This window comes from Marinobacter salexigens (assembly GCF_002806945.1).
Taxonomy (GTDB): Bacteria; Pseudomonadota; Gammaproteobacteria; order Pseudomonadales; family Oleiphilaceae; genus Marinobacter; species Marinobacter salexigens.
Genome location: NZ_NIHC01000005.1, coordinates 286,896 through 299,472, shown reverse-complemented (window position 1 = coordinate 299,472; position 12,577 = coordinate 286,896). Strand labels below are relative to the sequence as shown.

Here is a 12,577-nt window from a genome sequence, read left to right as displayed (position 1 = left end):
TTTGTTTGAGTAGCGTTTTGTTTTTTGAAATATAGCCTATCCTGGGTGGGTGCATGTTTACGCACAGAGGATGGCTTGAAAGCCAGTGTATCCGATTTGTGCCGAAACAAGAGGGTTCCGGCACAAGTCTTGGACTAAAGGCGTAGAGCTGTGCTTACAGGTTGGCTTCGGCGAACTCGGCCAGCAGTGAGCGTGGCACCCCTTGCAGATGAATATGCCCTCCGTGCTTGAAGGTTTTGAAACGCTCAGTCATGTAGGTAAGGCCTGAGCTCAGAGCGCTCAGATAGGGGGTGTCGATCTGCGCCAGGTTGCCCAGGCAGATCACCTTGGAGCCATTGCCAGCTCGGGTAATGATGGTCTTGATCTGATGCGGAGTCAGATTCTGGGATTCATCAATGATGATCAGGCTGTGCTGGAAACTGCGGCCACGAATGTAGTTCATGGATTTGAAGTGCAGTGGCACCTTGCTGAGAATATAGTCCACACTGGCGGTCATATTCTCATCGTCTTCGTGCAGGGCTTCCAGGTTGTCCACAATGGCCCCCAGCCAGGGTTCCATTTTTTCAGCCTCGGTGCCGGGCAGGAAACCAATATCCTCATCCAGCCCCTGGGTTGAGCGGGTGGCGATAATCCGCTTGTAGAGTTTGCTTGCCACGGTCATCTCAATGCAGGCGGCCAGTGCCAGAATGGTTTTGCCAGAGCCGGCAGAGCCGGTGAGGTTGACCAGGTGGATGTCCGGGTCCAACAGCAGATGCAAGGCCATGGCCTGATAGATATCCCGAGGCACCAGGCCCCAGACTTCCTCGTTCATCAGATCGTGCTGGTGCAGATCACGGATGACCACTTGGGTATCCGTAATGTTAACCACCCTACCGATAAACCCCTGTTCATCAAGCACAAACTCGTTGATGTTCAGCTTTGCCAGCTCGCCTTCGCGCTTGAGAGTGTGCTCAGTGGCACCTTCACGTTGCACGGTTTCCACTTTGGCAATGGTGTCCCAGAATGAGTTGGGAAACTCAATGTAGCCCTTCGGAAGCAGGTCAATGTCATCAACCAGTTGGTCGTTCTGGTAGTCTTGGGCCTCCACACCGAAGCCACGGGCTTTCAGCCGCATGTTGATGTCTTTACTGACCAGGATTATGTCCCGGGATTTGTGCTGGTCCTGAAGCGCCGCAAGGCTGTTGATTATCTTGTTGTCGTTCAGATGCTCAGGCAGAGCATGATTGCCGGTATGCTCCGTGCTCATCAGTATGGAGAGGGTGCCCAAGGGTTTTGACATCTTGGCCCGCACGATGGGTACACCTTGTTCTATCTCCTTGGGAGACGCATCCCCAAGCAGTTTGTCTACGGTACGTATTGCCTGGCGACAATCGGCAGCAACACTTTGCTTGCCTGTTTTCAGGCCGTCGAGTTCTTCCAGCACCGTCATCGGGATGATGACGTCGTGTTCTTCGAAGTTCAGGAGGGCGTTGGGGTCGTGGATCAGGACATTGGTGTCGAGGACGTACATGGTTCTTCGAACTTGCGGTGCAGTATCCGATGTTCTGGGCATATTAAGACGCTACCTCTTTGATGGTTCAGTCATTTCGGGCGCAGCGTTTTGTAAGCTCCTCATCCGAAATAACTTTCAGCATATCGTATGTGGTAACAATACCGGTTATCTTCGAGTCTCGGGTAATAAATATTCGGTGCAGGTGTTCTTGCATCATAAGATTGGCAATGTCGCGCACCGGTGTGTTTTCGTCAACCGATAGTACGATGGGCGTCATGATGTCTCGCACTTCCACCGGTACTTTGCTCATTTCCTCAAAAAGCACCATGCGCAAACGCCGCGCTTCCTGCTGATCCTCAGCGGAGAGTTGGTTTTCTGCGCTGGAACCGGAGCGGTCGGCATTCCAGCGGAATTCAGTGATGTCTTTAAGGGTAGCAATGCCAATTATTTCACCGGACTCATCCGTAACCGGGCTGCCAGTAATCTCGTTATCTGTCAGAAACCGGGCCAGGCGATCCATTGTCCATGATTGTGGTACAGCCTTGATGCTGGGCGTCATGATCTCGTGAGCGAGCACAGTCATTAAAAATTTTCCTGCTGCGTGAAGTCCTTCCACCAGAGCTTAGCGTTTCACACCAGGCCCGTCACCCTTCTTCAGTTGCTGCTGGCTTGCCTTACATCAACCAACTGGCCGTTCTCATCATATATCAGCCTGAAGCCTTGATAACGCTCTTTGGCTGCAACTCTTCCCAGTTCTTCAAGGGAGCTTGCCGGGATGTCCACCAAGAGGGAATTAACCAGCCAGCCGGGTAGTGCACCTTTGGGGTCTGTGTGTTGCAGCCAGGTCATGCGGGTTTTGCCGTTTTCAGGCACAAACCTGTATTTGGTGTTTGAAAGTTCAACTCTTACGCGGTTGCTGATCACTGCCCGCATTTCAGGTACGGCGCTCATTTCCATAATGATTTCGCCGGAGGCTTTGTCGCCCCGAGTACTAATGCTGATAACGTAATCCCGATCAGTGACCGGCCAGGGCAGATCATTTACGGAATAGGCATAGCGCTGATGAAAGTTGCCTTTGCCGATGGCGTAGGACTCAGTGCAGTTGAGCAACCACTCAATGCAAGAGGCGGGGTTTTGCATAACCGCCATAATGGCTTCGATAGGCGCATCAATCAGGGCTTCCGCTTTGAATGCCTGAAAGCTGGAGTCGCTCTGTTTCATGGTGTAGACGCGAATGTCACCAACTTCTTTGCGCAAGCTCCAGGTATCGCTGTCTTCTCCTGGTAAGGCTGCGAGTGTAGTGGTTGTCGCCAAAACAGAAACCAGCAGGGCAATAAACGCACTACTGATGACTGAGGCCCAGCGGTTAAAGCAATGGGCTTCGGTCTTGTTCATAAGTACACTTCCTTGAAAAAATAGGGCAGAGTCTATCATGGGGTGCCGGGCATTGTGGCGCTGAAGCAGGGGATTGTGAACCAGGTTGTGGCCCGGTAGAACAGTCCAATAAATTGGCCTGATCTGACGATGATAATGACGATAAAAAAACTGATTAATGCGAAAGGGCACATAACCCCCGGCGTACTTGAGCAGCCAGTAGATGAAATAAACTATCTGGAATACGACCTGCGCACTGTGATGGACCGCCCGCGTTCAAAACTGGCCCGGCGCTTGAGATTCAACCAGTTCCAGTTTGTGAGTGCGACAGGTACCGGGTGGGTGTTTGGTATGGCGCTGGTTGATTTGAAGCTTGTGGGCAGCGGTTTTTTCTACCTCTACGATGTCGCTTCTGGGCAGATGTTTGAACAGAGCTTTATGAGCCCTTTGGCCATGGGTACCCGGATAGAGCCATACCCAGAACACGGCCAGGCCTCGTTCAGTAAAGGAAAGGTGTCTATGCGCATACTACCTTTCGCCGGGGGCAGGGCCATCTCGATATCCGCACCCGGAGGAATCCGCGTGGAGTTAACGCTGAAAAACGATGCTGATCCTTTGCGGCTGGTGTGCCCTGCGGGTTACAACGGCTGGGTGTTCACCCGCAAGTCGGCGGGGCTGCCGGCAGAAGGTGAAATTCGTTGGGGCGATCAAATTTGGCGCTGTGATGAAGCTTCCAGAGGCGCCATTGATTGGAGTTGTGGCTTCATGCGTCGCGAAACAGCCTGGAACTGGGCGAGCCTGGCAGGGCAGCTGCCAGATGGTCGCTCACTCGGGCTCAATTTGGCCGCGGGCGTTAACGAAACCGGCATGACAGAGAACGCGCTGTGGCTGGATGGGCAATGCCAAAAGCTGGGAGCAGCCCGGTTTAGCTTCGATCGTTACAGTCCCGGAAGTGACTGGCATGTAACCACGGTAGATGGACGGGTAGATCTGCACTTCGTGCCGGCCACCGCGCGTAAGGAAAAGCTGAATGCGGGGGTTCTGGCGTCCAATTTCCGGCAATATGTGGGCACTTTCAGTGGAACCCTGACCGATGAAAGCGGTAACCGGGTTGATGTGCAAGGCTTGCAGGGGTTAATGGAAGATCACTTCGCCCGTTGGTAGCGGCAAGGTTTGTAACCTGGTGATGAAAAAGCGCCAACCAGCCGACAGCGGGCCGACGCTCGTTCACATCACGGGGCGTGAGTTGGCTCAGCGCTCGGGTAAGGTAACGTTCAGCTCCAGTACAGAACAGTTATCGTTGCGGTCTACCTCCACCTGAACCATGTCATCACTGATTTGCACATACTTGCGAATGACGGCCAGTATTTCCTGCTGCATTTGCGGCAGGTAGTCCGGCTGGTCGCGCTGCCCACGCTCGTGAGCAACAATAATTTGCAAGCGCTCTTTCGCCACATTGGCGGAGCCTGATTTCTTGCCTCTGAAATAATCGAGGAAACTCATCCGTTAGCCCCCCTTGAACATCCGCGAAAAGAAACCCTTTTTCTGGTTGGTCATGAAGCGGTGTTCTCGCTCCTCACCCAGAAGGCGTGCAACGGCGTCGTCATACGCCTGGCCAGCATCGCTCTCGGTTTCAAGAATAACCGGCAAGCCCTGGTTTGAGGCGTTGAGAACAACCTGGCTTTCCGGAATCACACCCAGTAATGGAATGGCCAGTATCTCTTCTACGTCTGCTACCGACAGCATTTCGCCTCGCTCAACGCGATCCGGGTTGTATCGGGTCAGCAGCAAGTGCTCCTTAACCGGATCCTCACCCATTTCTGCACGACGGGATTTGCTTTGCAGGATGCCAAGAATGCGATCAGAATCCCGAACGGAGGACACCTCGGGGTTGGTAACAACAACGGCCTCGTCCGCGTAGTACAGAGCCATCTGAGCTCCATGTTCAATCCCGGCGGGGGAGTCGCAGATAATGTAATCGAAGGTTTCAGAGAGTTCGTTGATGACTTTTTCAACGCCTTCTTTGGTTAACGCTTCTTTTTCACGGGTTTGCGAGGTTGGGAGAATATAGAGGGTGTCGACCCGCTTGTCCCGTATCAGAGCCTGATTCAAGGTCGCATCGCCTTGTATGACGTTGACAAAGTCATACACTACACGGCGTTCACAGTTCATGATGAGGTCAAGGTTGCGCAGGCCTACATCAAAATCGACCACTACGGTTTTGTGGCCGCGCTTTGCAAGGCCGGTGCTTATGGAGGCGCTGGTGGTGGTTTTACCAACCCCGCCTTTTCCTGAGGTAACGACAATAATTCTAGCCAAGGTCTATTTCCTGTATTTCAATGGATTCGTCGTGCCAGCCGGTTTATCGCCCGGTCAAATTATTGGGTTCGATTCCAGTGTCAGGCCTTGTCCAGTGGTGCTACCACCAGCAGGTCGTCCCTGAGCTGAATCTGCACAGCGCTTTTCCAGCCGTTGTCCTGAAGATCTTCAGAGATTTTATAGTGTCCAGCGATGGACACAAGCTCTGCCTCCAAAGATTGGCAGAAAATTCTTGCTGATTCGGCACCATGAATCCCGGCTAGCGCCCGACCTCGCAAAGGGCCGTAAACATGAATGCTGCCAGCGGCTAACACTTCTGCCCCCGCCTGCACAGGGCCAAGGACAACCAGGTCGCCGTCTGGCGCATGAATTTGCTGGCCTGAGCGAACCGGGTGGCTGATGATTTTGGTTTCGGCTGCCTCTTTGGCAACCTGTGGGGCGGGCGCTGCGGGTGCCTCAGATACCTCAACGGAGGTTTCGTGCTCCCGGTCCCTTTGAGCGCCCCCGGGCATGAGCGCCAACGAAGCCCCTCGAGCAAGACGGCGTTGATCATCGTTCCCGCCACGGACACCGATTACATGGATGTTGTTGCGACGACAAGCTCCGATGATCTTGAAAAAATCCAGTTCACTGTCGAGGCCTTCGTATTTTTCCAGGCTGACAATCAGAGGAATATCCCGAAAGAAGCCTGGTGCCTGGCTGATTTTGTTTTTCAGGGTTTCTTCAAATTCGTCATTGTCGAAGTAGTAGAGCTCCAGTGCCGTCATGGAAACGCTGGCACTTTTTAACTGGAATACTTGTTGTGCCTTTGCAGTAGCGGTGTCGCTCATGGGTGGATCTCTTCCTTGACGTTAGGTTCATGCGGGCTGCGTGGCCGAAGTGGCATGTCCTCGAAACGGATGCCTGACCAGCCGGTGCCGATGAACTGGCGGATGTTGCTATGGCTGTTGCCGGCCGGGTCGTTGAGCACTTGCTGATAGTGCTGGGCAAAAAGTTTCAGAGTGTCTGCCTCGTTAAGGTTGCAATGCAGGCCCAGTGCAAAGATTTTGCACGAGCCTGCATTGTCTCCAGCGGCGTTGAATAACGGGCCGTTATGAAAGCCGGCAGGATTGTAGTCGAAGTGGTACTCGATCAGTGCCATGGTGTCATCAAAATCTGCATGGCCACCATCTATTGAAGCGAGATGGATGCGTACCGCTTCATTTGCAGTCATTACTTGTGATCCTGTTTTGGACCGGTTTGGTGAAGGGCTTTCCACTCTTCATAGGGCATGCCGTAAATCTCTTCCCGGGCTGCCGGGTCTGAGATTTCGAAGCCGCGCTCGCTGGCTTCTGCCCGATACCACTTGGACAGGCAGTTGCGGCAGAAACCGGACAGGTTCATCAGGTCGATGTTCTGAACCTCGGGGTTGTCGCCTAAGTGCTTAACCAGGCGGCGAAACGCTGCAGCTTCAATTTCAGTGCGCTTGGATTCCGGGATAGGGTTCGACATGTTGCCTCGTTACGCTGTGCAGTGTGTGTTTAGGGTATCCCTGACATTCTCAGCATCTTACTTTAAGATACAAGACTGTATAAATGTACAGAAACCCTACGCGAGCCCACTGATTATGCCTAAACGCAAGATCATCCACGTGGATTGTGACTGCTTTTATGCCGCCGTTGAGATGCGTGATGACCCAACACTGCGTGAGGTGCCGCTCGCGGTGGGCGGTGAAGGCGGCCGCGGCGTGGTGACTACGTGTAATTACAAAGCGCGGGCGTATGGTGTGCGATCGGCCATGCCTGGTGGCGAAGCGCGCCGGTTATGCCCAGGTTTGGTTACCGTTCCTCCGGATATGGCTCGCTATAGAGCAGCGTCACAAAAGGTGATGAGTATTCTGCGGGAGCTGACCGATCTGGTTGAGCCCCTATCCCTGGATGAAGCCTTTCTGGATGTTACAGATGTAACCGAGCACAAGGGGAGTGCCACGTTGATGGCTCGCCACCTGCGAGAACGTGTGGAAAAAGAAATGGGAATTACCATTTCTGCCGGGGTTGCACCCAATAAGTTTCTTGCCAAGATTGCCAGCGACTGGCAAAAACCCGACGGATTGTTTGTGGTCAAGCCTGATGAGGTAGACGGGTTCGTTCGCGAACTCAAGGTTGAAAAACTGTTTGGCGTAGGACAGGTAACCGCGGCTAAACTGCATGCGCTTGGTGTTAAAACCTGTGGCGACTTACAGGCGCTGGGTGTTGACGTGTTGATTGAACGCTTTGGCAAGCAGGGGTATCGGCTGCATGAGATGGCCCATGGCCGGGATGAACGGCCTGTAGTGGTGTCCAGAATTGCCAAGTCGGTGAGCGTGGAGCGTACTTTTTCTCAGGATTTGCCAGATATAGCCGCCTGCGAGACAGTGCTGGCATCACTGGCGGCTGATCTTAATCTTCGCCTTACTCGTAAAGGCCGGGATAAGCCGATACATAAGCTGTTTATAAAGATACGCTATAGCGATTTTTCTACCCACACTCTGGAGCGCGTGCGGGAAAATATAAAAGAGCCAGGGTTTGAGGACTACCTGCCACTGCTCACAGAACTGGTTACCAATCGTGAGCGGCCTGTGCGGCTGCTGGGTCTTGGGGTACGTTTTCGCGATGACGACGCCCCGGTGACCCAGCTGCGCCTGTTCGATTGAGGTTTGATTGAGAGCTTAACGAATTCGACATTAGTTTGGAGACACTATGCAAACGCGGAAACTCGGAACCACCGGTCTTGAAGTGAGCATGATATGCCTCGGTACCATGACCTGGGGCGAGCAGAACACGGAGCAGGAAGCTTTTGAACAGCTTGATTTTGCCACCTCTGAGGGTGTGAATTTTATTGATGCCGCCGAGATGTACCCGGTTCCGCCCCGGGCAGAGACTCAAGGCCTGACGGAGACGTATCTGGGTAATTGGCTGGCGCAGCGTGGCCGGCGTGATGACCTGGTAATCGCCTCTAAAGTTGCCGGGCCCGGGAACGGGTTGAGCTACCTGCGCAATGGCCCGCGCCTTACCCATGATCAGATCATTGAAGCGTGTGATGCCAGTTTGAAACGCTTGCAGACAGACTATATTGACCTTTACCAAGTGCACTGGCCGGATCGCAGCACCAACTTTTTCGGCAGGCTTGGTTATCAGCCCGACCCCAAGGAAAAAGCCACGCCGATTGAGGAAACCCTCGAGGCGCTAAATGAGCTGGTTAAAGCCGGGAAGGTCCGGCACATCGGTATTTCCAACGAAACGCCCTGGGGCACCATGGAGTATCTGCGCCTGGCGGGAGAGAAAGGTTGGCCGCGCATCGCCAGTATTCAGAACCCTTATAACTTGCTGAACCGATCGTTTGAAGTGGGTATGGCAGAAATAGCCCATCGTGAGCAAACGGGTTTGCTGGCTTATTCTCCGCTGGCCTTTGGCATGTTGTCTGGCAAGTATATGGGGGGCAAATGGCCGGAAAAGGCTCGCCTTACCCTGTTCGAACGGTTCAGCCGTTACACCAGTGAAAGGGGTGTTGACGCGACTCGCGCCTATGCCGAGCTTGCGCGAAATATAGGGCTGTCGCCGGCTCAAATGGCGTTAGCTTATGTGAATAGTCGCAGCTTTGTGACAAGTAACATTATTGGCGCAACGACCATGGAGCAACTCAGGGAAAACCTGGGCTCCTGTAGTGTCAATCTCAGCCAGGACGCGCTGGATGCTATTGAGGCAATTCATCAGGAGTTTACCTATCCGTGCCCTTGATTGAGCGGCTAGTTGTTGGGTTGGGGTAAGTCCTTGATATGAGATGCGTTTTTCTTTTAAGGGAGAGGTCGAGTTACATTCAGAAATCTTGGTGATCATTTTTTGACAAAAAGCGCGCAAAGCTGTGACAAAAAAGCGGCGGATTTGCGCGCGAATTCACATCTTTTTATTACTCAAAGGTTAGACTTTAGTCAATGGCATCAGTAAACTTCTCTCCTGATTTAAAAGGTCGCCGCAAGTCTCATGATTATTCGTATATTTGTCACACTGCTTGTTCTCAATGTCGCTGCTTTCGTGGTTCGCGCTGAGGCGTCCGAGCGCGCGTTTGAGGCGACAAGCGAAACCATGACAGCCGAGTATGTCTATGAGCTTCAGCAGCGCATGTCCCGGGATTACGACGAAGAAGATGTTGATGCGATGGCCTTTGCGGAAATCGGCTCTCGTTTGCTAAGTCTTTCTCTGGTGCGTGCAAAGACCAGTGGCAAACATTACGCCTCCCAGCCGGCCCAGGCTGATCATGGCATAGCGCTGTTGAATGAAGGCGCTTGCTTGAATCTGAAGTGGAACTTCTGATTCCGTCGTTCTGCAAGTACTGGTTTTCCCCCTCGCTCCTGATTTTACACCCCGTAAGCGCAATCAATTTTCGCCCTTTATTGTCTGTTTCTGCATAACATTGGTTTTGCGCCAGTTTTATGATCTGGTGCATTGTCTGCATGCATGTGCCATGTGATGATTCTCTAATGGTAATTATATTCTGAGTAACCAATGAGGGTTTATATATGGCGGTAAACAGCAGGCAGCGTTTGAATAGTACTGAGCGCTGCGTAGATGAGGTAATCCGTCTGGTTGGCAAAGATATTACCCTGGGTTTGCCATTGGGGCTCGGAAAACCTGTTCGTTTGGTAAACGCGCTTTATCAGAGAGCAAAAGACGATCCTGAAATAAATCTCCATATCTTTACTGCACTTTCGTTGCTTGCACCCGGCGGCAAGTCGTCTCTGGAAAAGCGCTTTATGGGGCCCTTTCTGGAGCGCCTCTATGGCAGCATACCAGAGCTTCAATATGCGCGGGATCTCAGCAGGAATTGCCTGCCTGCTAACGTGCAAGTATCGGAGTTTTTCTTCAAGGCTGGAAGCTACCTCAATAACCGCAGCCAACAACGTCATTACGTATCGACCAACTACACCCACGCCGTTCGAGATCTGGTGGACTTAGGGGTTAATGTGGTGGCGCAAATGGTTGCTCCGGGTGAGTTGCATGACGCCCCGGGAATGGTGAGCCTGAGCTGCAACCCCGATCTGAGTCTCGACTTGCTGCCGCTTCTGAAGGAGCGGGAAGCAGCAGGAAGCCCGGTGGCCGTTGTTGGTGAAATCAATCGTCAGATGCCTTGGTTTGGGCGCGATGCAGCTATTTCTGAAGACGAGTTTGATATGGTGTTTGAGCACCAGGCTTCCGAGCACCCATTGTTTTCTGCGCCACAGATGGCCATTAGCCCGGCAGACCACCTGATTGGCTTTTACGCCAGCACTTTGCTTAAAGATGGTGGCACTCTGCAGGTGGGTATTGGCTCCCTTGGGGCGGCTCTTGTGCATAGCACTATTCTGCGCCATAAGAACAATGCTGCCTGGCGGGCTGTATATGACTATCTGAAGGTTGCTGAAAACTTCCCCCTGGCCGAAAAGGAGGGTGGTACCGGGACTTTTGAAAAAGGTCTTTATGGTTGCAGCGAAATGATGGTCGACGGCTTTCTTTACCTTATGGAAGCGGGTGTGCTCCGGCGCGAAGTGTATGATCATGCCGATCTGCAAATCCTGATCAACAACGGTGAGATTGAAGAGCGGGTTTCCTTGGCTACCCTCGATGTACTGCATCGGGAAGGGTTGATTGACTCACCCATGCGGGCGCGGGATGTGGCCTGGCTGAGGCGACACGGCATCCTGCGGGATGCGGTTGAGTTCAAGGGTGGCAGGTTAAGGATTGGGGACCACTCGCTCAATGCCGATCTGGGCGATTCTGAAGCGAGGGCGGCGATAGAAGAGTTGGTTTTGGGTGAGCGGCTTACCGGCGGGATTGCCATGCACGGAGGGTTTTATGTCGGCCCTCAGCAGTTCTACCAGTCGCTGCGTGAGCTTACCGATGAGGACCGTAACCGCATCTGCATGACCAGCGTTAACTTTATCAACCATCTATATGATCATCCGTTTGGTAATCAGCGGCTCAAAGCCGCTCAGCGGATACACAGCCGGTTTATCAATACCGCTATAATGTACACGCTCAGCGGCGCGGCGATTTCCGATGGACTTGAGGATGGCAGAGTGCTCAGTGGCGTGGGCGGTCAGTACAATTTCGTTTCCATGGCCCATGAGTTGCCCGGGGCGCGGTCTGTTATTGCATTGCGCAGCAACCGTAAGGTCAGTGGCAAAGCGGTGTCGAACATAGTCTTCAATTATGGGCACTGTACAATACCCCGCCACTTGCGGGATGTGGTGATCACAGAGTACGGAATCGCGGACTTGCGTGGCCAGCCCGATGAGCAGGTTTACCTGCGCCTGATCCGCATTGCAGACTCCCGTTTTCAGCAAGATCTTCTCAATCAGGCCCAGAGAGCAGGTAAAGTGGATTCCAGGTTCCGTCTGCCAGCCAGTTGGTTGAATAATACGCCAGATGCCATTACCAAGGCGTTTGCTGGGGCCGGTGATAAAGACTGGTTCCCCGCGTTTCCTTTTGGTCGGGATTTTACCGATCAGGAGCTGGTGTTGGGCAAGGCTCTGAAGAGGCTCAAGGCTGAAACGGCTACTCGTCGTGGTAAGCTGTCTACCCTGTTACAGGCCCTTCGTGCGAAAGATGAAAATGGTCGTTATGACGAGCTTCTGCAGAGAATGGGTCTGCGCGAGCCTTCGGGGTTGCGCGAAAAACTGGATCAGCGCCTTGTTATTCATGGCCTGCAATTGACAGAAAATCCATCGGATACAGGAAAAACGAAAGCCTGATGCAAGCTTCTCAAGAAAAACCTGACGTTTTCACGGTTCACTACGTGCTGAAGAATAAAATCGGCGAGTTGGTAGATACTTCAGAAGGCGGTGAACCCTTACATTTTCTATACGGTAGCCCGGATGTCATCGAGGGTATCCAGAAGGCAGTGAAAGACCGCAATGCAGGGGATTGTCTGGAGGTGACTGTTCCGCCATCAATGGCCTATGGCGAGCACCGGGAAGATCTGGTCCGGAAGGTACCCCGGTCTATGTTTGAGGGGGTAGAAAAACTGCAGGTTGGTATGAAGTTCCAGACCAATACCGGCGACAATGCCCAGATTGTTCAGATTATGGGGTTTGACGGTAATCTTGTCCGGATTGATGCCAACCACCCTCTTGCTGGCTTTACCCTGTATTTTGATCTGGAAATCATTGAGCGTCGCGAAGCAACCGCCGATGAAATTGCCCAGGGGCGGCCATTGCTCGTGTGAATCGGGTAGTTGAGTGCCAAAACCAGTTGGGGCATTCGGTGTAACTGGGTGTAACCGCATGACGGATCCATGTATATTTCTGAATAGCATGTATAATTGCTGTTACATCAGGTTGTCTGTATCGTCAGATGCAGACGAAATACTTGACCCGGAATAATAAAATAAGAGATGGAC

At 52.8% G+C, this 12,577-nt stretch carries 14 protein-coding genes; 6 read left to right on the top strand and 8 right to left on the bottom strand.

The features are described from left to right. Positions 1–154: 154 nt before the first annotated feature. The 3 genes from CDH47_RS11565 to CDH47_RS11555 all read right to left on the bottom strand — a co-directional run bounded on the left by CDH47_RS11565 (position 155) and on the right by CDH47_RS11555 (position 2,887). On the bottom strand, positions 155–1,510 hold the full coding sequence (locus tag CDH47_RS11565; protein ID WP_100640048.1) for a PhoH family protein: 1,356 nt from the start codon (positions 1,508–1,510) through the stop codon (positions 155–157). A gap of 67 nt (positions 1,511–1,577) precedes the next feature. Further along, on the bottom strand, positions 1,578–2,075 hold the full coding sequence (locus CDH47_RS11560) for a CBS domain-containing protein (RefSeq protein ID WP_100640047.1): 498 nt from the start codon (positions 2,073–2,075) through the stop codon (positions 1,578–1,580). 71 nt (positions 2,076–2,146) lie between these two features. After that, complete coding sequence (locus tag CDH47_RS11555; protein ID WP_100640046.1) at positions 2,147–2,887, bottom strand: START domain-containing protein; 741 nt, start codon at positions 2,885–2,887, stop codon at positions 2,147–2,149. Between the two features lie 135 nt (positions 2,888–3,022). Here CDH47_RS11555 and CDH47_RS11550 point away from each other — a divergent pair, with 135 nt between their 5' ends. Then, positions 3,023–4,030, top strand: a complete 1,008-nt coding sequence (locus CDH47_RS11550; RefSeq protein WP_100640193.1) for a DUF2804 domain-containing protein — start codon at positions 3,023–3,025, stop codon at positions 4,028–4,030. A gap of 87 nt (positions 4,031–4,117) precedes the next feature. Here the strand turns inward: CDH47_RS11550 and minE are convergent, their stop codons facing one another. From minE to CDH47_RS11525, 5 genes are all read right to left on the bottom strand, one after another. Then, the gene (minE, locus tag CDH47_RS11545) at positions 4,118–4,369 is read right to left on the bottom strand and encodes a cell division topological specificity factor MinE (RefSeq protein WP_100640045.1); all 252 of its coding nucleotides are present in this window, start codon (positions 4,367–4,369) and stop codon (positions 4,118–4,120) included. A gap of 3 nt (positions 4,370–4,372) precedes the next feature. Then, on the bottom strand, positions 4,373–5,185 hold the full coding sequence (minD, locus tag CDH47_RS11540) for a septum site-determining protein MinD (protein ID WP_100640044.1): 813 nt from the start codon (positions 5,183–5,185) through the stop codon (positions 4,373–4,375). 80 nt (positions 5,186–5,265) lie between these two features. Then, on the bottom strand, positions 5,266–6,015 hold the full coding sequence (gene minC, locus CDH47_RS11535; protein WP_100640043.1) for a septum site-determining protein MinC: 750 nt from the start codon (positions 6,013–6,015) through the stop codon (positions 5,266–5,268). After that, positions 6,012–6,398, bottom strand: a complete 387-nt coding sequence (locus tag CDH47_RS11530) for a HopJ type III effector protein (protein ID WP_100640042.1) — start codon at positions 6,396–6,398, stop codon at positions 6,012–6,014. Before CDH47_RS11530 ends, minC begins: the two co-directional genes overlap by 4 nt. Further along, positions 6,398–6,676 carry a DUF1244 domain-containing protein gene (locus CDH47_RS11525; RefSeq protein ID WP_100640041.1) on the bottom strand — a complete coding sequence of 93 codons (279 nt, stop codon included), beginning with the start codon at positions 6,674–6,676 and terminating at the stop codon, positions 6,398–6,400. The genes CDH47_RS11530 and CDH47_RS11525 overlap by 1 nt, the downstream gene beginning before the upstream one ends. Before the next feature lie 115 nt (positions 6,677–6,791). Between CDH47_RS11525 and dinB the strand changes: the two genes are divergently transcribed. From dinB to CDH47_RS11500, 5 genes are all read left to right on the top strand, one after another. Next, entirely contained in the window at positions 6,792–7,856 is a 1,065-nt protein-coding gene (dinB, locus tag CDH47_RS11520; protein ID WP_100640192.1) for a DNA polymerase IV, read from the top strand. A 46-nt stretch (positions 7,857–7,902) separates the two neighbouring features. Then, positions 7,903–8,940: an NADP(H)-dependent aldo-keto reductase gene (locus CDH47_RS11515; protein ID WP_100640040.1), complete on the top strand. Its 1,038-nt coding sequence runs from the start codon at positions 7,903–7,905 to the stop codon at positions 8,938–8,940. 243 nt (positions 8,941–9,183) lie between these two features. Continuing rightward, positions 9,184–9,513: a hypothetical protein gene (locus tag CDH47_RS11510; RefSeq protein ID WP_100640039.1), complete on the top strand. Its 330-nt coding sequence runs from the start codon at positions 9,184–9,186 to the stop codon at positions 9,511–9,513. Positions 9,514–9,719: 206 nt separating this feature from the next. Beyond that, positions 9,720–11,930, top strand: coding sequence for an acetyl-CoA hydrolase/transferase C-terminal domain-containing protein (locus CDH47_RS11505; protein ID WP_100640038.1), 2,211 nt, complete (start codon positions 9,720–9,722; stop codon positions 11,928–11,930). Beyond that, positions 11,930–12,403, top strand: coding sequence for an FKBP-type peptidyl-prolyl cis-trans isomerase (locus CDH47_RS11500; protein WP_100640037.1), 474 nt, complete (start codon positions 11,930–11,932; stop codon positions 12,401–12,403). Before CDH47_RS11505 ends, CDH47_RS11500 begins: the two co-directional genes overlap by 1 nt. Positions 12,404–12,577 lie beyond the last annotated feature (174 nt).